This is a genomic window from Ruegeria sp. ANG-S4 (assembly GCF_000814005.1).
In the GTDB taxonomy this organism is placed as follows: Bacteria; Pseudomonadota; Alphaproteobacteria; order Rhodobacterales; family Rhodobacteraceae; genus Ruegeria.
This window is the reverse complement of the sequence record NZ_JWLK01000006.1, coordinates 179965-206024: the sequence shown is the minus strand read 5'-3', so window position 1 is coordinate 206024 and position 26060 is coordinate 179965. Positions and strand designations below refer to the sequence as shown.

General features: G+C 58.6%; 21 protein-coding genes. 12 read left to right on the top strand and 9 right to left on the bottom strand.

The genetic code is table 11. The features are described from left to right. The first annotated feature begins 30 nt into the window (after positions 1-30). On the top strand, positions 31-354 hold the full coding sequence (locus tag RA28_RS18830) for a hypothetical protein (protein ID WP_039532161.1): 324 nt from the start codon (positions 31-33) through the stop codon (positions 352-354). 54 nt (positions 355-408) lie between these two features. Then, positions 409-1401: a type I glyceraldehyde-3-phosphate dehydrogenase gene (locus RA28_RS18825; RefSeq protein WP_039532160.1), complete on the top strand. Its 993-nt coding sequence runs from the start codon at positions 409-411 to the stop codon at positions 1399-1401. A gap of 97 nt (positions 1402-1498) precedes the next feature. On the opposite strand, the gene RA28_RS18820 is transcribed toward RA28_RS18825, so the two are convergent. Next, positions 1499-1993, bottom strand: a complete 495-nt coding sequence (locus RA28_RS18820) for an ureidoglycolate lyase (RefSeq protein ID WP_039532158.1) — start codon at positions 1991-1993, stop codon at positions 1499-1501. Next, positions 1990-3408 carry an allantoinase PuuE gene (gene puuE / locus RA28_RS18815; RefSeq protein ID WP_039532157.1) on the bottom strand — a complete coding sequence of 473 codons (1419 nt, stop codon included), beginning with the start codon at positions 3406-3408 and terminating at the stop codon, positions 1990-1992. The genes RA28_RS18820 and puuE overlap by 4 nt, the downstream gene beginning before the upstream one ends. Before the next feature lie 208 nt (positions 3409-3616). Here puuE and uraH point away from each other — a divergent pair, with 208 nt between their 5' ends. Beyond that, positions 3617-3973: a hydroxyisourate hydrolase gene (gene uraH, locus RA28_RS18805; protein ID WP_039532153.1), complete on the top strand. Its 357-nt coding sequence runs from the start codon at positions 3617-3619 to the stop codon at positions 3971-3973. Positions 3974-3985: 12 nt separating this feature from the next. On the opposite strand, the gene RA28_RS18800 is transcribed toward uraH, so the two are convergent. Then, complete coding sequence (locus RA28_RS18800) at positions 3986-4906, bottom strand: LysR family transcriptional regulator (RefSeq protein WP_039532150.1); 921 nt, start codon at positions 4904-4906, stop codon at positions 3986-3988. Between the two features lie 96 nt (positions 4907-5002). On the opposite strand from RA28_RS18800, the gene RA28_RS18795 reads away from it, so the two are divergent. From RA28_RS18795 to RA28_RS18785, 3 genes are all read left to right on the top strand, one after another. After that, on the top strand, positions 5003-6226 hold the full coding sequence (locus RA28_RS18795; protein WP_039532148.1) for a urate hydroxylase PuuD: 1224 nt from the start codon (positions 5003-5005) through the stop codon (positions 6224-6226). A 96-nt stretch (positions 6227-6322) separates the two neighbouring features. After that, positions 6323-8191 carry an autotransporter assembly complex protein TamA gene (locus RA28_RS18790; RefSeq protein ID WP_241481166.1) on the top strand — a complete coding sequence of 623 codons (1869 nt, stop codon included), beginning with the start codon at positions 6323-6325 and terminating at the stop codon, positions 8189-8191. After that, positions 8191-12279: a translocation/assembly module TamB domain-containing protein gene (locus RA28_RS18785; protein ID WP_039532146.1), complete on the top strand. Its 4089-nt coding sequence runs from the start codon at positions 8191-8193 to the stop codon at positions 12277-12279. Before RA28_RS18790 ends, RA28_RS18785 begins: the two co-directional genes overlap by 1 nt. Before the next feature lie 4 nt (positions 12280-12283). Here RA28_RS18785 and RA28_RS18780 read toward each other — a convergent pair whose 3' ends face one another. The 5 genes from RA28_RS18780 to RA28_RS18760 all read right to left on the bottom strand — a co-directional run bounded on the left by RA28_RS18780 (position 12284) and on the right by RA28_RS18760 (position 19151). Next, complete coding sequence (locus RA28_RS18780; RefSeq protein ID WP_039532144.1) at positions 12284-12799, bottom strand: thioesterase family protein; 516 nt, start codon at positions 12797-12799, stop codon at positions 12284-12286. Next, complete coding sequence (locus RA28_RS18775) at positions 12799-13587, bottom strand: cyclase family protein (protein ID WP_039532141.1); 789 nt, start codon at positions 13585-13587, stop codon at positions 12799-12801. Before RA28_RS18775 ends, RA28_RS18780 begins: the two co-directional genes overlap by 1 nt. Positions 13588-13683: 96 nt before the next feature. After that, a complete protein-coding gene (fdhF, locus tag RA28_RS18770; RefSeq protein ID WP_039532139.1) occupies positions 13684-16467 on the bottom strand; it encodes a formate dehydrogenase subunit alpha in 2784 nt (927 codons plus the stop codon). Positions 16468-16480: 13 nt separating this feature from the next. Further along, positions 16481-18184, bottom strand: coding sequence for an NAD(P)H-dependent oxidoreductase subunit E (locus RA28_RS18765; protein WP_039532137.1), 1704 nt, complete (start codon positions 18182-18184; stop codon positions 16481-16483). Positions 18185-18269: 85 nt separating this feature from the next. Further along, positions 18270-19151: a LysR family transcriptional regulator gene (locus tag RA28_RS18760; RefSeq protein ID WP_039532135.1), complete on the bottom strand. Its 882-nt coding sequence runs from the start codon at positions 19149-19151 to the stop codon at positions 18270-18272. Positions 19152-19413: 262 nt separating this feature from the next. Between RA28_RS18760 and RA28_RS18755 the strand changes: the two genes are divergently transcribed. Further along, positions 19414-20253 carry a DUF2189 domain-containing protein gene (locus tag RA28_RS18755; protein ID WP_039532133.1) on the top strand — a complete coding sequence of 280 codons (840 nt, stop codon included), beginning with the start codon at positions 19414-19416 and terminating at the stop codon, positions 20251-20253. Positions 20254-20309: 56 nt separating this feature from the next. On the opposite strand, the gene ychF is transcribed toward RA28_RS18755, so the two are convergent. After that, the gene (gene ychF, locus RA28_RS18750; protein ID WP_039532591.1) at positions 20310-21407 is read right to left on the bottom strand and encodes a redox-regulated ATPase YchF; all 1098 of its coding nucleotides are present in this window, start codon (positions 21405-21407) and stop codon (positions 20310-20312) included. Positions 21408-21606: 199 nt separating this feature from the next. Here ychF and RA28_RS18745 point away from each other — a divergent pair, with 199 nt between their 5' ends. The 5 genes from RA28_RS18745 to pth all read left to right on the top strand — a co-directional run bounded on the left by RA28_RS18745 (position 21607) and on the right by pth (position 26003). Next, complete coding sequence (locus tag RA28_RS18745) at positions 21607-22092, top strand: acyloxyacyl hydrolase (RefSeq protein ID WP_039532131.1); 486 nt, start codon at positions 21607-21609, stop codon at positions 22090-22092. Between the two features lie 79 nt (positions 22093-22171). Further along, complete coding sequence (gene trpA, locus RA28_RS18740) at positions 22172-22963, top strand: tryptophan synthase subunit alpha (protein WP_039532129.1); 792 nt, start codon at positions 22172-22174, stop codon at positions 22961-22963. Between the two features lie 144 nt (positions 22964-23107). Further along, positions 23108-24274, top strand: a complete 1167-nt coding sequence (locus RA28_RS18735; RefSeq protein WP_039532127.1) for an alpha-hydroxy acid oxidase — start codon at positions 23108-23110, stop codon at positions 24272-24274. 246 nt (positions 24275-24520) lie between these two features. Then, positions 24521-25180, top strand: a complete 660-nt coding sequence (locus RA28_RS18730; RefSeq protein WP_039532125.1) for a 50S ribosomal protein L25/general stress protein Ctc — start codon at positions 24521-24523, stop codon at positions 25178-25180. 139 nt (positions 25181-25319) lie between these two features. Beyond that, on the top strand, positions 25320-26003 hold the full coding sequence (gene pth / locus RA28_RS18725) for an aminoacyl-tRNA hydrolase (RefSeq protein ID WP_039532589.1): 684 nt from the start codon (positions 25320-25322) through the stop codon (positions 26001-26003). Positions 26004-26060: the final 57 nt, after the last annotated feature.

Here is a 26060-nt window from a genome sequence, read left to right as displayed (position 1 = left end):
CGAAAGAAATTTCAGCACTGGAGACTTTCGATGTTTTTGCGCGGAACGATTCTGGCCATTGCGGCCGCAGTTGGCCTTACAGCCCTTGACGCAATGCCTGTTGCAGCCAAGGAAGAAACCAGATCGGTATTTGTGATGAGCCGGACGTGGGCGGTGACTCAGGTTTCCGAGGAACCGGTCATTTACCGAGCGACGCGCGACAACAATAATCTCAACCCGTTTGGTCCGCCGCCGCGGTTGCGCACCATTCAGGCGATTGCTGCAATCCAGCAGGCGACCGGGTGCAAGGTAATTGTTCCCAGCATGTATCAGAACATTTCGGGTCAGTTCTTTTCGCAGGTCAGCTGCGGCTGATATTGGTACAATACTTTCATTGAGATCGCCTGATCTGCCTGCCATAGCTTGCGCATGAAACTCGCGATCAACGGATTCGGCCGCATCGGCCGTACGATCTTGCGGCAGGTGCTGAACCAGCCGCAAGATGCAGATATCGAGCTTGTTCTGATCAACGATATCGCGCCGCTTGAGACGTGCGCCTATCTTTTCAAATACGATAGCACATTTGGCCCCTATCCCGGCACTGTCGAGGCTCAGGGCAATGCGCTTTGGGTGGACGGGCAGGAAATCCCTGTAACGCATAGCGAAGATTTGACCAGCGTGGATCTAAGCCGTGTTGACGTTTTGCTGGATTGCACAGGCGTTGCCAGAACGTCCGATGTTGCCAGACGCGGGCTGACTGCCGGCGCCGGCAAGGTGTTGATCTCGGGCCCCTCACCCGCCGCGGAACTCACGGTGGTTCTGGGCGCGAACGAGGATCAACTGGGCACGGCGCGGATCGTTTCCAACGCCTCGTGCACCACCAACGGTTTGGCGCCGCTTGTCCGGTTGCTGGATGACATAGGCGGCATCGTCGCCGGGCACATGACCACGATCCATTGCTATACCAACAGTCAACCGATGGTCGACGCGCCGCGCGGCGATCTTGCGCGGTCGCGCGGCGGCGCGCAGTCGATGGTGCCCACAACCTCTAGCGCGACACACCTGATCGACGTCGTGCTGCCTCATCTGAGCGGCCGCATCTCAGGGGCTGCTGTGCGCGTTCCGACGGCGAGCGTCTCGGCGGTGGATCTGATCGTGACTTTGGAGCGGTCAATGGATCTTGCCGCGCTTGAGAAATCGTTGCGGCGGGCCGTCGGCGAGTCCGCCGTGTTGGGGTGGACCGACATGCCACTGGTGTCTTCGGACCTGAGAGCACGGCCAGAATCCCTGATCATCGCGGGTCCGGAAACCCGCGCGGTCGGCGACCATCAGTTTCGCGTCTTTGGCTGGTACGACAACGAGTGGGGCTTTTCGGCACGCATGTTGGACGTCGCTAGACTGATGGCAAAAAACGCCTATTAACGAAACGCCATTGGCGCTGCGGTTGGCGTTGAAGATCCAAAGGAAGACAGGCTGTTTACGGCGCTAAGCACACGGAAACGCGTCTTTCCTGTCGTTTTCAGCTTTTGGCTTCGACCACTTGATACGGGGCGTCGAACCAGAACTCTTGCAGGTTGCTGCCACTGCCGATCCGATCGACGACGGCAAACAAGCCCGGTGCATGAAGCGGGGTCAGCACACCGTGCCACGTCCCTCGATGATAATTCACGGCCTGTCCGGGCTGGGTGATGAACGCCTTGGGTTCGCCCGGCTGCCCGCCCTCATCCGGAGCGACGACGACCAGAAAGGGCTGGTGCGTCATTGAAATGAATGCCTGGCTGCCATCTGGGTGCCGCTCGACCATATCCAGCCTGTAGGGCAATGATCTCGGATTGGCGCTAAAGATGCTGATCCCGGCGCGGCCATTAGAAAAGTCCAGCAATGCACGGTCGTGGTATCGTCCGCACTGGCCTTGATTGATGATCTTGTCGGGATCACCCGACGCATCGAGAAGGTCGCCGAACGGCGCAAAGGCTGCGGCGGTGATCGGTTTGGCCACGATCTGAATGCTCATGACGGCAGCACATCCCGCAGACGAAACTCGGCAATGCGTTCAACCTGACGGCAGGCTTCTGCAAATTCGGTCGGGCGGTCCTGGTCAATGCGGCGTTGAAACGCCTCGAGGATCGAAGCCTTGTTATGGTCGCGCACGGCAATGATGAACGGAAACCCGAACTTATCCGTGTACTGCGCATTCAAAGTGGTGAACGCGGCCTTCTCCTGATCCGTTAACGCGTCCAGCCCGGCCGACGCCTGTTCCGACGTGCTCTCTTCGGTCAGCCGTTTGGCCTGCGCCAGCTTTCCGGCAAGATCGGGGTGAGCGGTCAGGACACCCATTCGCTCGGCCTCGGTCGCGGACCGGAACATGCGGGAGAGTGCATTGTGCAGGCCGCCAGCAGTGTCATGGGCCGGGCCGAGTTCCAGATCGTACGCACGTTCGGCGATCCAGGCGGAGTGTTCGAAAATACCCCCAAACGCGTCAATAAATGCCGCCTTGTTCATTTGTGATGGTTTCGGAGACAGGCGTGGCGGATGAACTGCCGCCCAATGTCGCGCAATTTGTTGACGTGTTGCAAACCACGCGTCCGAGAAACCCTGCGCATAATCCAGAAACCGCTTCAGTGCCATCACGCGCCCCGGTCGCCCTATCAGACGGCAGTGCAATCCGATCGATAGCATCTTGGGCTGTCCTGCCTCACCTTCCTCGTAGAGCGCGTCGAAGCTGTCTTTGAGGTACGAGAAAAACTGATCGCCCGAATTGAAACCCTGCGGCGTCGCAAAGCGCATGTCGTTGCAGTCCAGTGTATAGGGTATGATCAATTGATCATGCCCATCGACGTTTACCCAGTACGGCAAATCATCGGCATAGGTATCGGCAACATAGTCAAAGCCGCCTTCTTCGGCCACCAGACGCACGGTGTTTTCAGAGCACCGACCAGTGTACCAGCCGACGGGGCGTTCCCCGACAACCTCGGTGTGCAACCGGATCGCCTCGGCTATCTGGGCGCGTTCTTCTTCCTCTGGCATGTCCTTGTGTTCGACCCATTTCAGGCCATGGCTGGCAATCTCCCATCCCGCTGATTTCATGGCCGCAACCTGATCCGGCGACCGGGCCAGCGCTGTCGCAACGCCGTAGACAGTGACCGGCAAGTCCTTCATCAGGCGGTGCAAACGCCAGAACCCGGCGCGTGCACCGTATTCATAAATCGATTCCATGTTCCAATGACGCCGACCGGGCCATTGGGCCGCACCGACGATTTCAGATAAAAACGCCTCGGACGCTTCATCACCGTGTAATACGCAATTCTCACCACCTTCTTCATAGTTCAGCACGATCTGAACCGCGATTCTGGCACCGTCCGGCCATTGCGCGTCCGGAAGGGTCGCGCCGTATCCGATCATGTCGCGTGGGTATCGAGGGGGCTGCATTCTGAGTTCCGCCTGGCTTTATGTCTGATCGCTTTGCTTTATCGCACAATGACCGATTGAATTATCAAATCAATCAAAACGCTGTTTCCGTTTCTTTCGGCATTCCCAAAAGCTCGGGTTTCAAACCAAACTGTGTCAATCACTACCTGTTTGCGCAGGACCGCATGTCGTGGGACGCTGACGACGCGATGAGATTTAGGAGGTTTCGGTGGCTGGATATCTGACGACGCACGTACTGGACACGGCACGTGGCTGCCCGGCCCAAGGGCTGAAGATTGTGCTTTATCGGGTGGCCGACAATTCCCGTCACAAACTGGCCGAAGTGGTCACTAATGCCGATGGCCGCACCGACAGCCCGATCCTGCCGCAAAGCGATTTTAGAACAGGGACTTATGAGTTGGTTTTCTGTGCCGGAGATTATCTGCGCGAAACCAACCAGGCAAACGAGGACCCGCTGTTTCTGGATGAGGTTCCAATCCGCTTTGGCATGTCCGATGCCGAGGCGCATTACCACGTACCACTTCTGCTGTCGCCTTTCGGGTATTCCACCTATCGAGGAAGCTAGCGGCGGCAGGTTTCAGGCGGCTTCCTCGGCGCTGCGAACGACCTTGCCAATTCGTTCAATCATAAAGTCCATGAACAGTCGCGCTTTGGGATCCTGGTGGCGGCGGTGGGTATACAGGCAGGCCATTTGCACCGGCGTCGGCGGGGTCTGCTGCGCGACCGCAACCAAACGCCCCGTTTTCAGGTAATCGGCAACTTCGAACTTAGGCTTCATGGCGATGCCCTGCCCGGAAAGCGCCCAATCCGTCAGCACGTCGCCGTCATCACACTCAAAGCGCCCGGTCACGGCAAACCGCTTTGAGCCTTCCGGCGTCTCAAGCGACCACTGAAACTCGGTTGCTCCGGGGAACCGCAGGTTCAGGCATTCGTGCTTGTCCGCAATCAGGTCGTTGCCCGTTAGCGGCATACCGCGCCGGTCCACGTATTCGGGTGCGGCACACAGGACGCGCTGGCAATCGGCAATCTTTCTGATGCGCAGCGTGCTATCTTCGGGCTGGCCAATGAAGAAAGCCAGATCCAACCCTTCTGTGGTCAGATCAACGGATCGGTCGGTCAACCGCAGCCGTACGTCGATCTCGGGGTATTGCGACAAAAAATCAGGCACATGAGGGGCAAGGAGCCGACGCCCGACCCCAAGAGGCGCCGCCACAAACAGCGAGCCTCGGGGCGCTTCAGTCAAATGTGTGACCTGTGCTTCGGCCTCGTCCACCGCGTCCAAAACCGAAACTGCACCAGGGTAGAAGGCCTTGCCCTGCTCGGTCGGCGACAGGTTACGGGTCGTGCGCTGAAACAGGCGAACACCCAGGTGATCCTCAAGCTGCGATATCCGGGCCGAAGTGACTGCTGGCGAAATGCGCAGGTCCCGCCCTGCAGCGGACATACTGCCCAAATCATAGACACGAACAAAGGTACGGATATTGTCGAGATAGGACATCTTATCGTTTTTTTTGATACAGTTTGACAATATACGGGAATACCGAAGAAAAGCCCGTTTGCCTAGTGTGGCGGCAACTTACCGGAGAGCTTTCGCATGTACGACTTCGCCGTGTTCTGGGATTGGATGGCTTTTGCCGTGCGCTGGCTGCACGTCATCACTGCTATCGCCTGGATCGGTTCATCTTTTTACTTCATCGCATTGGACCTTGGTCTGAACCGCGACATTCCGGGCCCGGCCGATGGCGAGGAATGGCAGGTCCATGGCGGCGGGTTCTACCACATTCAGAAATACCTGGTTGCCCCTGAACGGATGCCGGAACACCTGACCTGGTTCAAATGGGAAAGCTATGCGACCTGGCTGAGTGGGGCGGCGCTGTTGATGATCGTCTATTGGGTCGGCGGAGAACTTTATCTGATCGATGCCCAAAAGGCGGATCTGGCGCTTTGGCAAGGCATTCTGATCTCAGCCGCGTCGCTGACAGTCGGGTGGTTGGTTTACGACTATCTTTGCAAATCGGGGCTGGGCGAACGCCCGACCTTGTTGATGGTGTTGCTGTTTGCACTGCTGGTCGCGATGGGCTGGGGTTACAACCAGATTTTCACGGGCCGTGCGATGATGCTGCATCTGGGGGCCTTCACGGCCACCATAATGACGGCGAACGTGTTTTTCATCATCATGCCGAACCAGCGGATTGTTGTGGACGATCTCAAGAACGGGCGCACTCCGGACCCGAAATACGGCAAAATCGCCAAGCTGCGTTCGACCCACAACAACTATCTGACCTTGCCGGTCGTGTTCCTGATGTTGTCGAACCATTACCCTTTGGCTTTCGCAACCGAATACAACTGGATTATCGCAGCGCTTGTGTTCCTGATGGGCGTTACCATTCGGCACTACTTTAACACGCGACATGCGCGCGCGGGCGATCCGACATGGACATGGCTTGTCACCGCTTTGCTGTTCATTGCGATCATGTGGCTGTCGACCGCGCCGATGTACCAACCAGTCGAAGAGGCCGAGGCCCAACCGCTGACGCCTTACGAACAGCGCTATGCCGCCGCGGACGGCTTTGCCGAGGCGCATGAGATCGTGCTGGGACGCTGCTCGATGTGCCACGCGCGCGAGCCCGTTTGGGAGGGTATTTTGTGGGCCCCTAAAGGTGTGCTTTTGGAAACCGAAGGCGACATCGCCCGCAACGCGCAACAGATTTACCTTCAGTCGGGCGTCTCACATGCGATGCCGCCTGCCAACGTAACTTACATGGAGCCCGAGGATCGCCAAGCGATCATCCGTTGGTTTCAAAACGCAGGTCTTTAGGCTTGGTCTAACCGACCACACCGGGTCGCAAAACAGGGGTAGAATGGATTAAATCCTTCCCCTGATGGCCAACAGATGCTCTAAGATGAATTCAACATGTTGCGATTATCGTTTTTTCGCGGCGATAACGATTTCAGCTTGGGGCAGTTGAGACATATGGTGACACGGGGCAGACCGCAGCGCGTTCTGAGAGGTTGGGCTTTCGCTGCGCTGGCGACCGTCTCCCCCACACTTGCTTCTGCCCTTGAAATCAGCCTGTCCGCCCCTGGCGCACCCGAAGATGTGGTCGAGCGGCTGGAGGAAACCTCTTCCGTCTTTACCGCTGAATCCCGCGGGTTGGACACCCCGCTGGAAGTCCTGTCTGCTGCACTGTCGGATTACAGAACGATTGTGCAGATCATGTATGACGAGGGGTACTTCGCACCCGTCGTCAGCATCAAGCTGGACGGTCAGGAGGCGGCCGATATCAACTCGCTTGAAGCGCCGCCGCAGTTCAAACGCGCCGTTATTCAGGTGAACCCCGGTCCGGTTTATTCTTTCGGAACGGCGATTGTTGAGCCGCTGTCGCCCGGCACCGAATTGCCCGAGGAATACGCAACCGGAAAACGCGCCACAACCGGGGCAATTCAACAAGCAGCCTCTGCCGGTATTCAGGGTTGGCGGGATGCGGGTCATGCCAAGGCGGAAGTCGAGGATCAGAAGGTCATTGCCCGCCACAAACAAGCGCGGCTGGATTCGGAAATTGACCTTGCCCCGGGTCCGCGCCTGACTTTCGGGAAGCTGTTCATTAGCGGTGACACCAAAGTGCGTCGCCGGTCGATTGAGAAAATCGCGGGCTTTCCCACGGGCGAGGTTTACTCGCCAGCGGAAATCCAAAAAGTGGGCACGCGGTTAAGACGGACCGGTACGTTCAGTACCGTGTCGATCAAAGAGCGCGAAAACCCCAACCCCGACGGAACACTTGATTTTGACGCGACTTTCGAGGACTTGCCGCCGCGTCGGATCACCTTCGGGGCCGAAATTGCCTCGCGCGATGGCGTGGACCTGACGGCGACATGGACGCACCGCAATGTGTTCCGGCGGGCCGAGAGGCTGCGGTTTGAACTCGCCCTTCGCAATATCGGCGGGGCCGAAGATCTTGATGGGCGTATTGGGTTACGGCTTGATCAACCAGACCGCCTTGGTCCGGATGACAACACGTTCTGGAGCGCTTTGCTGGAGAGGCGCAACACCGAAAACTACAATGTGACCATCGCTTCGCTGGCCTACGGTGCGCGCCGCACATTCTCGGACAGGCTCTATGCCGAAGCCTCGGCAGGTTTCCAATGGTCTGATGCGGACGATGCCTACGGGGACGGACGAAAGTTCCGCTACTTCATTCTCCCGTTCAGATCAGAATGGGACGAGCGTGACAGCAAGGTAAGCGCCACGCGCGGTTTCTATCTGGATTCGCAGGCCATGCCTTTTGCCGGATTTTCAGGAACCGACTCGGGCCTGCGGGTGTTTGTTGATGGCCGCGCCTATACAAGTCTTGGAACCGGCGGGCGATTGGTTCTGGCCGGTCGTGTCCAGCTAGGGTCGGTTCTTGGCCCATCGCCGTCCGGTGTGACGCCGGACTTTTTGTTCTTTTCCGGTGGCGCAGGAACCGTTCGCGGCCAACCTTTCGAAAGCCTGGGCATTCCCGTCGGTGACGAAGTGGCGGGCGGTCGATCCTTCCTTGGCTTTTCCGGCGAGATACGCGGAAAGGTGACCGAGGCGATATCCCTTGTTGGGTTTTACGACTACGGCGCGGTCGACGAATCCTCGTTTGTAAGTACGAACGCCGAATTTCATTCTGGCGCAGGCATTGGCATCCGGTATGATTTGGGTGGTTTTGGCCCGCTGCGGTTTGACCTTGCCCTGCCGGTTCAGGGTGACACGGGCGACGGATTGCAATTCTATTTGGGGATCGGACAAGCCTTTTGATGCGCCGCGCTGCATATCCTCTTCTTCTTGGCGCGTCGATGCTTGTCGCGTCAGTGCCAGCCTTGGCACAGGATGAAGACGGCGGCAGCATGATCGAACGTTTCCTGCAGGATACGCTGTCCGGCGACGATCAGAACGTGCGCGTCGTCGGTTTGGAAGGTGCGCTCAGCTCGCGTGCGACGATACAGGAAATCACGGTTGCGGATGATGAAGGCGTCTGGTTGACGATCAAGGGGGCCGAGCTGGATTGGAACCGGTTGGGCCTTTTGCGTGGGCGGTTTTCGGTGAACGCCCTTGTCGCGCAAGAGATCGACATTGCCCGCGCACCCGGAACAACGACAAAAGAGGCACCGCCACCCTCGGCCGAAACGCAGCCGTTCCAATTGCCGGAATTGCCGGTGTCCATCGAAATCGGTGAGCTTCGCATTGACGATCTGTCGCTGGGTGAGCCGTTGATCGGCGTCGCGGCCGATCTGACGGTGAAAGGCAACCTGTCCCTCGCAGATGGGACGCTTGATACCACTTTGAACATTGATCGTCTGGACAGAGCCGGAGACACGATTGATCTGACTGCGGGCTTCCAGAACTCGAGCCGCGAAATCAATCTGGATCTGACCGTGGCCGAGGCATCTGGCGGGCTCATTTCAACCGCCTTGAAAATCCCGGATAGTCCTCCGATTGGGTTGACGGCCAAAGGGTCCGGGCCGATCACGGATTTCACCGCCGATATTGGCCTGAGCAGCGATGACCAGTTGCGCGTCACAGGTCAGGTTCGGTTGCGTGCCGCCCCGACAGCGGCAGCCAGCGCGGATGATGGCATTGCGTTCACGGCAGATTTGGGCGGCGATTTGACACCGTTCCTTGCCGAAGAAATGGACACCTTCTTTGGCACCGACACAAAGCTCTTCGTCGACGGGCGAACCCATTCGGATGGGGCGTTGGACATCTCGGATATCGAGATCACCTCTCAGGCGTTAATGCTGGAGAGCCAGATCAGCCTTGCGGCAGGCGGTGCGCTGCAACTGGTGGCGGTGCAAGGTCGTATCACACCGCCAGACGGTGACCGGGTCGTTCTGCCCATCAGCGGCGGCGAAACTGCGATTGGGGCGGCCCAGCTGTCGGCCCTGTATGACGTCAAGAACGGCAATCTTTGGGATCTGAGCATCACGGCCAATGACGTTGAAGCTGCTCAGATCGATTTGGAACGGGCGCAGTTCGCCGGGCAAGGAACACTGGATCAAAGCGGCGCATTTACAATCGATGGCGATCTTCAGGCCGCCCTTGACGGCATAGATATGTCGGACCCGGCTCTCAACGCCGCTGTCGGTGACCGCATCACCCTGGACGGCCAATTCGATTATGGCAACGACCAGACTGTGAAGCTGACAGGGTTTGAGATCATTGGCAGCGACTATTCATTTGAGGCCGACGCGGTAATCAGCGGACTGGAAACCGGTTTGCAGGTCGACGGAACAGCGGCGCTGATTGCCGACGACCTGTCGCGATTCTCCGAAGTTGCCAAGCTTGATCTCGGCGGAAACGCATCCATCCGCGTTGAGGGGAGTGGTTCGCCACTGGAGCGCAGCTTTGACGGTAAAGTGATGCTCATCGGGCGGGATCTGGTCACCGGCAGAGACGATATTGACCCCGTGATCGCCGGTGAAACCGATATCGTGCTGGACGGTAAGCGGGACTCGGACGGGATAACCGTGAGGGCGTTTTCGATCTCATCCGCGGCATTGGACGCGCAAGCCGACGGCGTCGTCACCACACCCGGCGGCAATCTGACTATTGACGGGCAAGCCAATGTGAACGCCAGCGATCTTTCAGTTTTCTCCGGTCTCGCCAAACGAGACCTGAGCGGATCGCTACAGGCACAGGTGGATGGCACCGGGACGGTGCAGACGTTGGAATTCGACGGAACGGCCAGCGTGATTGCCAACAACATCCAGACCGGGATGGCTGATATTGACCCGCTTTTGACAGGGCGAACAACGGTTGAGTTCGACGGCGCACGTTCCGGCGATCAGATCGTCGTTCGCGAGGCCACCGTGAACGGTACGGCGCTGACCGCCGAGGTCGCGGCCACGGTCGATGACCCGACCGGCGATCTTGCGGTCGATGGACAAGCAAAGCTGAATGTGCCCGACCTGTCTTTGTTCTCGGGCCTCGCCAATCGCGATCTTACTGGCTCGGTCCGCGCCGAGGTCGAAGGCAGCGGGCAGCAGGCAGATCGGACTTTCGATGTTCAGGGCCTGGTCACTGCCAATGACATCTCGACCGGGATCGCGATCGTTGACGAGTTGATACAAGGCCGAACGACACTGAACGTGGATGCGGTGAACAATGATCAGGGGCTGGACATCCGCACATTCAGCCTGAACGGAACCGCGCTAACGGCCGACGCCTCCGGCAAACTGGACCGTACGCAAGGGGGCCTGAATTTCTCGGCCGCTCTGGACGATGTCGGGCGCTTGTCCCAGACTCTCAGCGGTCCGTTGACATTGGATGGAAACGTTGCACCGACGGGGTCCGGCCTTGAAGGCGATGTCAGGCTGCAAGGACCAGACAGCTCTTACGCGAACCTGAGCGGCACGGTGACAACCGATGGCGCCGCGGACGTGGATTTCGAGGCGCGTCTCAACAAGGTGGAACGGTTTGCCCCCGAGTTTCCCGGCACCATCGCGGCCAATGGCAAGGCCAGTCGGAACAATGGCGTCTGGACGATTGATGCCAAGGCCGAGGGGCCTGCCCAACTGAACACCAATGTCGCGGGAACATTCGACGAAGCCAGCGGAAACGCCGATCTGACCATGAAGGGCGGCATCAACATCGGCATCGCGAACAGATTCATTTCTCCCAATACCATCGAAGGGACCGCCCAATACGATCTTGCCCTGAAGGGTGCGCCTTCGCTGGGTGCGCTCAGCGGGACAATCACAACCTCCGGCACCGCAATGGCATTGCCATCCGTAGGGCAAACGATCACAGGTATCGGCGGGACAATCACCCTGGCCCAAAGCCGTGCAACGATTGCAATGCAAGGCGGCGTGCGCGCTGGCGGCGGTTTTACCGTGAATGGCCCTGTCGGCCTGACACCGCCCTTCAATGCGCAAATCACGACATCGATCAACAATCTGGTGCTGACCGATGACCTGCTTTACGAAACCATTCTGAACGGCCAGATCGCCATGAGCGGTGCGCTGGCCGGCAACAGTTCGATCGCCGGTCAGATCAACTTTGGCGAAACCAACATCAACCTTGCCGCAGCCGCCGGAGCGGTTGGTGCAGCACCAATCCCACCGATCACGCATGTGAACGAAAGCAACGCCAGCTTTGTCACCCGCGAGCGTGCTCAGTTGGTGGAAAAGGAAGAGGGCACAAAAAGCAACTCGCGCATCGCCCTCGATATCGGTTTGTTGGCTCCGAAGGCGGTCTTTGTTCGGGGACGCGGTGTGAATGCGGAATTGGGCGGACGCATCCAGATCGGTGGCACAACAACCGCCGTCGTCCCATCCGGCCAGATCGAGTTGATCCGGGGTCACATCGACATTCTGGGCCGTCGCCTTGCGCTGACCAAAGGCCTCGTGACGCTGCAAGGTGACCTGACGCCATATATCGAGTTCGAATCCTCCAGCAGCACATCGGACGGAACTGCCACGATTGAAATCGCCGGGCCCTTGGATTCGCCGCAGGTCGACGTGTTCTCGGACCCCGAGCGCCCCACTGAAGAGGCGTTGGCGATGCTGCTGTTCGGCAACCGTTTCTCGGAGCTTTCGCCCTTCGTCATCGCGCAGATGGCAGCCTCGCTGGCGCAACTCAGCGGTGCGGGTGGAGACGCGACCAAGGGCGTGCGGGATGCCACCGGTGTGGATACGATTGACATTGGCGCAACGGAAGGCGGCGCTGGCCGTTTGGGTGCCGGCGCGTATCTGAGCGATAATCTCTATACCGACTTCACCGTTAATACCGAGGGCGATACCGAGGTGAACCTGAACCTCGACGTCACCGACAGTTTCACCGTTCGGGGCACGGTAGACGGGCGTGGAGAAACAGGGTTGGGTATCTTTTTCGAACGCGACTACTAGCGCCTTACTTCCGCCGAATACCGATTTGCTGCCCCACCTGAGGCGCAGGCTCCAGCACGGCGTGATCCCGAACCATCTGTGCCAGCCGCGCTGTTGCCCAATCGGGATAGGGTTCTGCCCGCCCCGTCGTATGGCTGACATTCATGAACAGCGCTTCCTGCGTGGCGCAGAGTTGATGATCCGATGCTGATTTCATCTGCGCAAAATAGTGGCCTCGTTTCTGATCGGCATCCAACATGCGAAAATGGAAACAGAAGGTATCGTCTGCCTTCACCTCGCGCAGGAAATTCAGATGTGATTGCAGGATGTAAGGCCCCTGCCCCAGTGCCTGAACCTGTAGCTCGCCCAGGCCCAGTTGATCCACCAGCACGCGCTCGAACGCGAGATCGAATGCGACGCCATAATAGCCCACGTTCATATGGCCGTTGTAATCGATCCATTCTGGCAAAACCCGGATTCCGTCAACTTCAATCGGGGCTGCATAAGGTCCGTCATGACCGCCAAGAGGAGAAGACTGCATTATGCCGCGCCCCTATCATCGAAAATCGCAACAGCCCGGACGAACCCCGCGGATGCGCCTTTGATCTTGAACGGGAAGCACGAAATCTCGAACCCTGTCGGGGGCAGGTCTTCGAGATTGGTCAGCTTCTCGATATGGCAATACCCAACCTCCATCGAGGCACGGTGGCCTTCCCAGATGATCGTCGGATCCTGTTTGCGGGCGTATTCCTGCGCCGTCAGCGGGAAAGGCGCATCCCAACTCCAGGCATCTGTGCCGGTCACGCGCACGCCCCTTTCGGTCAGATACAAGGTCGCCTCGCGCCCGACCCCGCACCCCTTGAGCAGATAATCTGGCTGGCCGTAACGCGTTCCGGCAGAGGTATTCACGACCACGATATCCAACGGTTGCAGGTCATGACCGATCCGGGCCAACTCGGCCTCGATATCTGCGGCTGTTGCGACGTATCCATCGTCAAAATGCCGAAAATCCAGCTTTACGCCGGGATTCATGCACCATTCCAGCGGCACTTCATCGATGGTAATCGCGCGCTCGCCGTTGTTCATCGTCGAATGGTGGTGATACGGCGCGTCGAGATGGGTGCCGTTATGGGTCGCGATCTGCAATCGCTCGATGGCCCAGCCTTCACCGCCGGGCAGGTCTTCTTTCTTCAGCCCCGGAAAGAAGGCCATAACCTGTTCGGCCGTCTGGTCATGGGTCATGTACTCGATCTCGGGCAACATGATCGGCGGGTCCGATACGATACCGGCTTCGAGCGGAACAGACAGATCGACAAAACGGCGCGGCATAAACCTCTCCCGGATTGGTTGCCGCGTCAGGGTTGGCCGCAGGCGACCCACTGTCAAGAGATGAAAAAGGCGGCCAGTGGGGCCGCCTTTGTGGGTTTACTCCGCCGCGATAGCGTCTTCGATCTTTTCGACGCGTATGGCCGAGAACTTGAACTCGGGGATTTTGCCATAGGGGTCGATGGCCGAATTGGTCAGGATGTTCGCCGCAGCCTCGACGTAGGCAAACGGGATGAAGACCATATCCTCGGCAATCGCCCGATCGGCGCGCACCATGATGTCGATCGAGCCGCGACGGGTGGTCAGACGGATCGTCTCGCCCGGCTCAATTCCCATGAGTTTAAGCGTACGCGGGTTCATGGAACAGTTCGCCTCTGGCTCTACCGCGTCCAGAACCTTGGCGCGGCGGGTCATTGATCCGGTGTGCCAGTGCTCCAACTGACGGCCCGTGGTGGCAATCATCGGATATTCTTCATCCGGGGCTTCATCCGGCGGGATAATGCTGGCTGGCGTGAACCGCGCCCGACCATCCGTGCGCGGGAAGCCATCCCCGAACACGATGGATTGACCGGGATCTGTTTCACTGAGCGATGGGTAGGTTATCGACTCGGTTTCAAGCCGATCCCAAGTGATGTTGTCCAGCGACTCCATGGTCAACTTCATCTCGGCAAAGACCTGAGACACGTCGGTGTATTCCCAGTTCAGCCCGATGCGCTGCGCCAGATCGACCGTGATCGCCCAATCTTCACGCGCCTCGCCCGGAGGGGTCACAGCAGGACGCACACGCTGAACCTGACGGTTGGTGTTCGACACCGTGCCGTTCTTTTCGTACAGCGCCGAGGCGGGCAGGATGATGTCGGCATAGTTCGCCGTTTCGGTCAGGAAAATGTCCTGCACGATCATCAGGTCCAGCTTGGCCAGCGCCTCGCGCGCGTGGCCCACATCCGGGTCCGACATGGCCGGGTTTTCACCCAGAATATACATCCCTTTGATATTACGCGCATAAATCTGATCGATGATTTCGGTAACGGTCAGGCCTTTCTCGTTCGAGAAGTCGTCGGACCCCCAAACCTCGGTGAACTGCGCCCGGATATTGTCATCCGTAACCGTCTTGTAGTCCGGCAGGAACATCGGGATCAGGCCCGCATCGGATGCACCCTGAACGTTGTTCTGGCCGCGCAGCGGGTGCAGACCTGCGCCCGGTTTACCGACATTGCCAGTCATCAGGGCCAGCGAGATCAGGCAGCGTGAGTTGTCGGTGCCGTGGATGTGCTGGCTGATACCCATGCCCCAGAAAATCAGACCGGCCTCGGCCCGCGCAAAGATGCGGGCCACGCGACGCAATTGATCTGGCTCGATGCCGCAGATCGGGGCCATCGCCTCGGGCGTGAACTGACGCAAATGCTCTTTCTCGGCCTCCCAGTTCTCGGTCCAGCGGTGGATGTATTGGCTGTCATAGAGTTCTTCCTCGACGATCACGTTCATGATCGCGTTGAGCATCGAGACATCGGCACCCGGACGGAATTGCAGCATCTCGGTTGCGAACTTGCGCATCCCGACACCGCGCGGGTCCATGACGATCAGCTTGCCGCCGCGTTTGGTAAACTGCTTGAAATAGGTCGCCGCGACCGGATGGTTTTCAATCGGGTTCGCCCCGATGATGATCGCCACATCCGCGTTTTCGATCTCGTTGAAGGTCGCAGTCACAGCGCCCGAACCGACATTCTCGATCAACGCGGCCACCGACGACGCGTGGCACAGACGGGTGCAGTGATCGACGTTGTTGTGGCGGAAGCCCTGACGGATGAACTTCTGGAACAGGTAGGCTTCTTCGTTGGTACACTTGGCCGAGCCAAAGCCCGCCACGCTGCGCGGGTCTTCGTCGCGCAAGGCCATTAGCTTGGTGGCGGCCAGATCCATCGCCTCGTCCCAGCTCGCTTCGCGGAAATGGGTCGACAGGTTGCCCGGATCGACGTTCAGGCCCTTCTCAGGCGCATCTTCGCGCCGGATGAGGGGCTTGGTCAGGCGGTGCGGGTGGTGGATGTAGTCGAAACCAAAGCGGCCTTTGACGCACAGGCGGCCTTCATTGGCGGGGCCATTGATGCCTTCGACATACTTAACCTTGCCGTCCTTGACCTTCAGCGAGACCTTGCAGCCCACGCCGCAGAACGGGCAGACGCTTTCGGTCTCGGAATCGTAGTCCTTGCTGTCACCCACCTGCTGATCATCCAGCACGGTGGCGGGCATCAGCGCGCCAGTCGGGCAGGCCTGAACGCATTCGCCACAAGCCACACAGGTCGAATCCCCCATCGGGTCATTTTGGTCGAACACCACTTGAGCCGTATTACCACGGCCCGCCATGCCGATCACATCATTGACCTGCACGTCTCGGCAGGCCCGAACGCAGAGGTTGCAGTTGATGCAGGCATCCAGATTGACCCGCATCGCGATGTGGCTGTCATCCAGCAGAGGAATTTTCTCGGGCTCTTTCGCCGGGAAGCGGCTTTCGCTGACTTCGTTCAGCTTGGCCATGTCCCAAAAGTGGCTCGAGGCATCATGCGGCTGCTCGGGCTGGTCGGCCACCAGCAGTTCCATGACCATCGCACGCGATTTCTCGGCGCGGCCGGTGTCTGTTTTGACAACCATCCCCTCGGCTGCTGGACGGATGCACGAGGCGACCAGAGTGCGTTCGCCTTCCACCTCGACCATACAGGCGCGGCAGTTGCCGTCGGGTTTGTAGCCGGGCGCCGGTTTGTGGCACAGGTGCGGGATCACCAGTCCACGGCCATTGGCCGCTTCCCAGATCGTGGTGCCCTCGGGCACGGTGACGTCATCGCCGTTCAGGTTGAAGGTGACGGTCTTGGTTGGGCTTGCGTCAAGCATGGCTCAGTCTCCCTCAGATTTCGTCAGCGAAGTGTTTGATGACCAGGCGGATCGGGTTCGGGGCCGCCTGCCCCAGACCGCAGATCGAGGCGTCGCCCATGACCTGACACAGATCTTCCAGTAGATCGGTGTCCCACTTGTCGGCTTGCATCAGTTTCACTGCCTTTTCGCAGCCTGCGCGGCAGGGCGTACACTGGCCGCAGCTTTCGTCTTCGAAGAAGCGCAGCATGTTCAGCGCCGCGTCGCGGGCGGTGTCCTGATCGGACAGAACCACCACGGCGGCAGAGCCGATAAAGGTGCCATGTGGTTGCAGCGTGTCGAAATCCAGCGGGATATCGTCCATCGACGCAGGCAGCAGACCCGAGGACGGCCCACCCGGCTGATACGCCTTGAAGGTCTGCCCTTCGACCATACCACCGGCAGCTTCGATCACGTCCAGAATGGTCGAACCCGCAGGCAGCAGGTAAACACCCGGCTTCGCTACGCGACCCGAGACCGAATAGCTGCGCAGGCCCTTGCGACCGTTCTTTTCGGTGCTGTTGAGGCACTCGGGCCCTTCGCGGCAGACTTTCGCAACCCAATAGAGGGTTTCGACATTGTGCACCAAGGTCGGACGGTTAAAGACCCCAACCTGCGCCACGAACGGAGGACGGTGGCGCGGCAAGCCCTTTTTGCCCTCAATCGACTCGATCATCGCGGATTCTTCACCGCAAATGTAAGCGCCAGCACCCCGGCGCAGATCAATATAGCCCTTCTCGACAATTCCGGCCTGTTCCAGCGCGGCAATCTCGCGGCGCAGGATTTCCAGCACCGCCGGATATTCGTCACGCATGTAGATAAAGCAGGTCTCTGCCTCGACCGCCCATGCGGCGATCAACATGCCTTCGAGGAAAACATGCGGCGTGCGTTCCAGATAGTAGCGATCCTTGAACGTCCCCGGCTCGCCTTCGTCCCCGTTCACGGCCAGATAGCGCGGGCCTTCGTTCATGCGAACAAAGCCCCATTTCTTGCCGGACGGGAAGCCAGCGCCGCCCAGACCGCGCAGGCCCGAGGACAGGACATCTTCCTGCACCTTTTCCCAATCGCCGCCCTCACGCAGCTCTTTCAGCTTGGCGTAACCGCCGTTCGCTTCGTATGTGGCGAAGGTCTCGTAATCAGGCAGATGCGCGTGGGTGTCATTCGCCTCGATTGCGGCCTGCACCTTTTCTGGTGTCGCATGGTCGATGTGGTTGTGACCGATCTCCAGCACCGGGGCGGTGTCACAGCGGCCCATACAAGGCGCTCGCACAACACGAACTTCGGATGCATCCAGACCGTCTTCCAACGCCTTTTTCAGCAGCTGGGCACCAGCCATCTCACAGGACAGGGAATCGCAGACACGGATGGTCAGCGCGGGCGGGGGCGTTTCGTCCTCTTTCACCACGTCGAAATGAGCATAGAAAGTCGCGGTCTCGTAAATCTCGGCCTGACCAACCCGCATCTCAACCGCCAAGGCGGCGATATGGTCGGCGCTGATATGGCCGTGTTCATCCTGAATCAGGTGCAGAAATTCGATCAGCAGGTCGCGGCGGCGTGGGCGATCGCCCAGCAGGCGTGCGATTTCGGCCTGCGCCTCATCCGTGAATTGACGGCCTTTGGGCGTGTGCCGCCCCTTGCCTTTACCTGACTTCCAGACGCCCTTGGGTGCGCCTGATGGCTTGGTATCTAATGGTGCCATGATGCCCTCCGATTGAGGCCCCGTGTCTCATCAGACTAGCATATCGTCAAATCGCATATCGAAATGGCACGATAACGACAGCTTATCACCGCAAAGACGTCACCACAGCCCGCAAAGCCTCGACGGTTGGCAATTCGGGATCCCGTGTCAAAGTCGCCAGACAAATCGGTTTGCTGACAACCGGATCGACCAAGGGCAGGACCTTTGTCCCCTTCAGATCTCCCAAGGCGCGAACCAAAACGCGGGGGACGACGGTCGCCGCCAATCCTTCGCGTGCCATGACCATCGAGGCCGTAAAACCGCTGGTTTCCGCGACAATATCCGGGTGCAGACCCTGTTCCGCGAAAATGCGATCCAGAATGCGCCGGTTCTGCATCTGCGGCTCCAGCAGGCTCAACGGGAATTCAGCCACGCGCGCCCAAGGGATCGGGCCGGTTTCGTCGACCATGTGAGACGGCACCAAAAGCACATAGGTTTCTTCGTACAGGGCCTGAACCCGTCGAAGATCGGTGCCGATGCTGTCACCATAGGTGATGCCCGCGTCCAGGCTTCCTTCGTCCAGACGGTGCTGAATCGCTGTGGCGGACATGGTTTCGATGCGCGTTACGATCCGGGGATGCGCCGCGCGCAGTCGTTTGGTCAGACGCCCGGTGAAAGCAATCGCGGTCGGGATCACGCCGAGGATCAGCGTGCCCGTGATCTCACCCTTTGAGGCAAGCACCTGTTGTTCCAGCGCCTTGGTTTCATCAAGAATGCGCCGCGCCCGCTGGACGATCAACTCACCTTCGTCGGTCAGACCCTGAAACCGGTTGGCCCGGCGGACGATGGACACGCCCAGCCGATCTTCAAGGTTGCGGATGCGCATCGAAAACGCGGGCTGAGATATCCCGCACTCTTCCGCCGCCTTGGCGAAGTGGCGATGCCGCGCCAACGCGCTGAGCAATTGCAGGTCGCGGATTTCGATCATTCGAGGTTTTCTCTGATGGCAGGTCGAACGCTACACTAGCGGTTTTTAGGGGTCTTGGGAAAGTGGGCACTGGCGAATGGATTCAGCCCATTATGGCCAGTTAACACATATCGACGGGCAAGCACGACCCAAGGTCCTCCCCCCTTCTTGCTCTGCGGCTTCATCTGATACACTCTTGTGCAAGGATGGGGGATACCAGTTTCACTGCTGGGTGTGTTGGTAATCAAACCAAGGATGCGCCGAGTTCTGAGAGGAGGCTGTCATGACATCCAAAACCGCAGGTTCCAAATCGCCGGACAACCTGACGCCGCGACAACCGATGCCAGAGATCAGGACGGTGACCGCCGATGATATCACGGCCTCGCTAAAGGCCGGCTTTTCCGATTTTTTGGCACGCCCTTTCATGAGCGGTTTCTTCGGCCTGTTCTATGCGCTTTTTGGGATTCTTATGGTCTGGGTCCTGGTCTGGCTGGGCAAGATCTGGATGATCATTCCCGCAATTGTCGGCTTTCCACTGGTTGCGCCGTTTGCCGCTGCCGGGCTTTATGAAATGTCCCGGCGATTGCAAAACGGTGAACCGTTCGGATGGTCCGAGATCCTTACCGTGATGGCAAATCAACGTAAGCGCGAGATGGGTTGGATGGCGTTCGTCACCCTGTTCATTTTCTGGGTTTGGATTTATCAGGTACGTCTGTGGCTGGCGATTATCTTGCAAAACGCCTCGTTTTCGGACTTCGACGGTTTTTTGCACACGGTATTCTTTACGCCGCAAGGCTGGACATTCCTCGCTGTTGGCACCTGTGTGGGTGCGTTCCTGTCGATTGTCCTGTTTTCGGTCACGGTCGTTGCCATGCCGATGCTGCTCGACCGGGAAACCGATTTTGTTTCCGCGATGCTGACGTCTGTTCGTGTTGTTACGGAAAACCCGGTGGTCATGCTGACTTGGGCGATGATCATATCGGCAACCATGCTGTTGTCGCTGGTTCCGGCCTTTTTAGGTCTGATCTTTACCTTGCCGATCCTCGGTCACACCACATGGCACCTGTATCAGCGCGCTGTATCGCCAGCCGAGGCGGACGTGTCCTCGGGGCTATCGAACTGAGCCACCGTCGCAGGCAGAAGAGTACCTGACAGGCACGCTGAGACGCCGTCCTGTGATCAGGTATTGAACAGGAAGTGCATCACGTCACCGTCTTTGACGATGTAGCCCTTGCCCTCGGCCCGCATCTTGCCCGCCTCTTTCGCGCTCTGCTCGCCGTTGGCGGCGATGTAGTCGTCATAGGCGATGGTTTCGGCACGGATGAAGCCCTTTTCAAAGTCCCCGTGGATCACGCCCGCGGCCTGAGGCGCAGCGGTTCCGGTGCGGATCGTCCAGGCGCGGGCTTCTTTTGGGCCGACGGTGAAATAGGTTTCCAGCTTCAGCAGGTCATAACCTGCGCGGATCAAACGGTCGAGGCCGGGTTCTTCGAGGCCCATTTCCTCGAGAAACATCTGCGCCTCGTCGTCTTCAAGCAGGCTGATCTCTTCCTCGATCTTGGCACTGATGATGACATGCGCATTGCCCTGCGCCGCGGCCATTTCAGCGACTTTGGCAGAATAATCGTTGCCCTCGGCGGCTTCTTCCTCGGAGACATTGCAGACATAAAGCACCGGCTTGGTGGTCAGCAGTTGCAGCATCTTCCACGCTTTGGAGTCTTCGTCCGAGACCTCAACCAGACGGGCGGGTTTGCCGTTTTCCAGCATCTCTTGCGCAGCGGCCAGCAGACGGTCCTGCTGCTGCGCCTCCTTGTCGTTGCCCTTCAGCTTGCGCACCAGATTGGCGCGGCGCTTTTCGATGCTTTCCAGATCGGCCAGCATCAGTTCTGTCTCGATCGTGTCAGCATCGGCGACCGGATCGACGCGGCCGTCCACATGGGTCACGTCGCCATCTTCGAAACAGCGCAGGACATGCGCAATCGCATCGGTTTCGCGAATGTTGGCCAGAAACTGGTTACCCAAGCCCTCGCCCTTTGACGCCCCCTTCACCAGCCCGGCGATATCTACGAAGGTCATGCGGGTCGGAATGATCTGCTTGGACGATGCTATCGCGGCCAGCTTATCGAGGCGATCATCCGGAACGGCCACATCCCCGACATTCGGCTCAATCGTGCAGAACGGGAAATTTGCCGCCTGCGCGGCTGCGGTTTTGGTCAGCGCATTGAACAGGGTCGACTTGCCCACATTCGGCAGACCCACAATTCCCATTCTAAAGCCCATGACGGCCTCCTGCATAGCATTTGCGGGCCGCTTCTATGCAGGTCCGATGGGATGCGCAAGCCGGAGCGTCAAAAGGCAGGGCAGTCAGATTTGCAACAGCGCCTCGCCGTACGGCGGCAACGTTCTTGCCTGGCGCGATTCCCATGCATTAAGATTCTCAGCTAGAACGTTGCAAATAAACACATAGTAAATAGTGGATATGAAGTACCTTTCAGCCCTTCTGGCGCTTTTTGTGACCTGTCACCCGGCACATGCACAATCGCTGATTTTCGGCGCAGGATTTTCCGACTTTTCAGACCCGTTTGCCGATGACGAGGCTGTTGTTTCTTTTGAGTACCACCACCGCCCGTTCTATCAGACCGAACGCCTTTCTGCGGCGTGGGGCGGTGCCCTGACTGTTGACGCCGCGGCGGATGTCCATATCGGAATTGGCCTGATCGGCGTCTATTCCTTTTCGGATCGGTGGTTCGTTGAAGGAAGCATCATGCCCGGATATTTCTCCGAAGGCGATCAATTGAACGACCTTGGCGGTGATTTTCAAATCCGCAGCCTCTTGGGCGTCGGGTACAAGCTGAACAACGGAAACAAATTGTCACTGGCAATTACGCACAAATCCAACGCCAGCACGCAGAACTTCAACCCCGGTGTGAACTCGGGTTTGATCAGGTACCACTTGGCCTTCTGACGCGGTCCCGCCGAACCGGGATTGATTTTCCGCAAAACTTTCTGCACATCAGGTCGAAACCTGAACGCAAGGACCGCAGATGACCCGTATCGACGCCAAATTCGCCGACCTCAAAGCTCAGGGCAAGAAGGCCTTCGTTGCCTATATCATGGCCGGAGACCCTGACTATGAGACGTCGCTTGAGGTGGTCAAAGGATTACCGGGTGCCGGCGTCGACGTGATTGAACTGGGGTTACCCTTTACTGATCCCATGGCGGATGGACCTACCATTCAGGCGGCGGGGCAACGGGCGCTGGATGGCGGAATGACCTTGCAGCGCACCCTCGATTTGGCGCGTGCATTCCGAGAAACCGACGATACCACGCCGATTGTCCTGATGGGATATTACAACCCGATTTACAGCCGAGGCGTAGACGCCTTTCTGAAGGATGCAAAAGAGGCCGGCATCGACGGGTTGATCGTTGTGGACCTGCCCCCGGAAGAGGATGCCGAACTCTGCCTGCCCGCGCAGGCGGCCGGGTTGAACTTCATCCGACTGGCGACGCCCACCACCGACGATACACGATTGCCGCGCGTGCTGCAGAACACGTCGGGTTTCGTTTACTACGTTTCGATCACGGGGATCACTGGTGCTGCCGAAGCACAAGCCACCGATGTCGGACCCGAAGTGTCGCGCATCAAGGCCGCCACCGAGCTGCCGGTCATTGTCGGATTTGGCATCAACACACCGGAAAAGTCGCGCGCCATCGCAAGCGTTGCGGACGGGGCCGTTGTCGGCTCGGCCATTGTCAGCCAAATCGCAGCTGGCAAGCCGGTTTCCGACGTCCTGGACTTTGTTCGAACGCTTTCGGACGGCGCCCATAGCGTCTAACCTCTGGTCCAACACGGCAGCAGCTTTCGCGCAGCGGCGAAAGCGCGCACTGGTTTCCAGCAAGCTTTGCGCCCCGCGCGAAACGTTGCGGGTTGTGATCGGAATTGATAAGAAAAACAAACAGTTCTCGCAGAGGTCTCCGTCATGCCCGTCATAACCAATATCGAAGACCTCAAGCGGATATACGAGCGTCGTGTCCCCCGCATGTTCTTCGATTATACGGAAAGCGGCAGTTGGACCGAACAGACTTTTCGGGACAACTCCCGAGACTTCGAAGACATCCGCCTGCGCCAGCGCGTTGCGGTTGACATGGCCGGGCGCTCGACCGCGTCGCAAATGATCGGCCATGACGTTGCGATGCCCGTCGCATTGGCCCCGGTTGGCCTGACCGGCATGCAGCATGCGGATGGAGAGATCAAGGCCGCCAAGGCCGCAGAAGCGTTTGGCGTGCCATTCACGCTTTCGACCATGTCCATCAACTCGATCGAAGACGTGGCCGAGGCGACGACCCGCCCATTCTGGTTTCAGCTTTATACGATGAAAGACGAAGACTATGTGTCCCGTTTGATCCAACGGGCAAAGGATGCAGGATGTTCGGCGCTGGTCATCACGTTGGACCTGCAGATCCTTGGACAGCGCCACAAAGACCTCAAGAACGGACTGTCCGCGCCGCCAAAGCTGACCCCGAAGACGATTGCCAACCTTATGACCAAATGGGCCTGGGGCATCGAAATGCTGGGCGCGAAACGCCGCGAATTTGGCAATATCGTCGGTCACGTCAACGCGATAACCGATACAAGATCGCTGGGCACCTGGACCGCGGAACAGTTCGACCCCAGCCTTGATTGGACGAAAGTCGAAAAACTGATGGAGCAATGGGGCGGCAAGGTAATCCTGAAAGGAATTCTCGACGCGGAAGATGCCAAAATGGCTGCCAAACTCGGTGCAGACGCCATTGTGGTTTCGAACCATGGCGGTCGGCAACTGGACGGCGCGCTGAGTTCCATTCGGGTATTGCCCGAGATCATGGATGCGGTCGGCAGCGACATCGAGGTCCATCTGGATAGCGGTATCCGCTCTGGTCAGGACGTGTTGAAGGCGCTTGCTCTGGGTGCAAAGGGGACGTTTGTTGGCCGTGCCTATATCTACGGGTTGGGGGCCATGGGCCAAAGCGGCGTGACGAAAGCCCTCGAGGTCATTCAAAAGGAACTCGACACCACAATGGCATTGTGCGGCGAGCGACACGTAAACGACCTGGGGCACCACAACCTCTTGATACCTCAAGACTTTGGCGGTCGCTGGCAGCCTTGACACCGTCTGATGGGGGCTCTGCCCCCGTCGCCGCAAGCGGCGCCTCCCCCGGGATATTTGAGGCCAGATGAAGAGCGGATCCCCAGCTTCATCTGGCTGGAAATATCCCGGAGCGCGAGGCAGAGCCTCGCATAATGCAAAACGGGCCAAAAACCCCTTTCCAAACGCAATGAATCAAGCTAAGGACGCGGCTTCACGCGGGTATACAGCCTTGGAGGATACCCGCCCTAACATTGGAGATATATCATGGCTGGTGAGATTCCTGATCTCGTAGCTCTGGAACGGACGGGGACAGGCAAGGGCGCCGCTCGTCAGGCACGCCGCGACGGCATGGTTCCGGGCATTGTATTTGGTGGCGACAAAGATCCGTTGCCGATCCAGATCCCGTTCAACGTTTTGTTCAAGCGTCTGAAAGCAGGCCGGTTCAAGTCGACCCTGTGGAACCTGAAGGTTGAAGGCCACGAAGACGTCCGCGTCATCTGCCGCGACGTTCAGCGTGATGTCGTCAAAGACCTGCCGACCCACTTGGACCTGATGCGCCTGCGCAGGACAACCAAAATCGCGCTGTTCATCCCGGTCGAATTCGTCAACGAAGACGAAGCCCCCGGCATCAAGAAGGGCGGCGTTCTGACCGTAGTGCGCCCCGAAGTTGAGTTGATGTGCACCGCAGGCGAAATCCCCGAGAAGATCACCGTCGATCTGACCGGAATGGAGATCAACGACGTTGCCACGATCTCGGCAGTTGATCTGCCCGCCGGGACCAAGCCGACCATCGACCGCGATTTCGTGATCGCCAACGTTTCGGCACCAACCGGTCTGTCGACCAGCGACGACGAAGAGGGCGAAGAAGAAGTCGCCGCAGACGAAGTCGAAGTGGTCGGCAAAGAAGAAGAAACAGAAGAATAAAGCCAGATCATTTCTGGAGCGTTGAAACGGGCTTCCATTGGAGGCCCGTTTTCTTTTCGGTTGGGTGGGGTGGAATCTGACAACCGATCCATGCCATCAACCAAGGGCAAGGTCTGCGCGAAAACCGAAAGGCACCGAAATGAAGCTGTTTGTCGGATTGGGAAACCCCGGATCAAAATACGCCCGGAACCGGCACAATATCGGGTTCATGGCGCTTGAACGGATTGCGGACGATCATGGCTTTGGCCCTTGGAAATCAAAGTTCCAGGCTGAAGTTTCAGAAGGACGCCTTGGATCGGAAAAGGTGTTGCTGGTGAAACCACAGACCTTCATGAACCGATCCGGGCAATCCGTTGGCGAAGCGATGCGATTCTACAAACTGGAATCGACAGATGTGATCGTGTTCCACGATGAACTCGACCTGGCCCCGGGCAAAGTGCGCGTCAAGGCGGGCGGAGGCCACGCTGGTCACAATGGCCTGCGCTCCGTTCACGAACACATCAGTCCAGCCTACGACCGGGTTCGCTTGGGCATCGGCCATCCGGGACGCAAAGAGATGGTATCGCCCTATGTGTTGAGCGACTTTGCCAAAAGCGACGCGGACTGGCTGGAAGACGTGCTGCGCGGCGTCTCGGACGGGGCGGAATACCTGGCCGCCGATGAGGGTGGTAAATTCATGAACGCCGTCGCGCTTCGCACCGCACCCGCCCGATCATCAAAGTCTGCGAAAGTGGCTGAACCGGAACCAAAAGAAGCCCGCACGCCCGAGCCTGTTCAGGACGACCGCAGCCCCATGCAAAAGCTGTTGGACAAATTCCGCTAGCAGGTTCGGTTTGCCCCCACGTTCAGATTGCGAAATGCGCAGAGTACCGGTTCTATG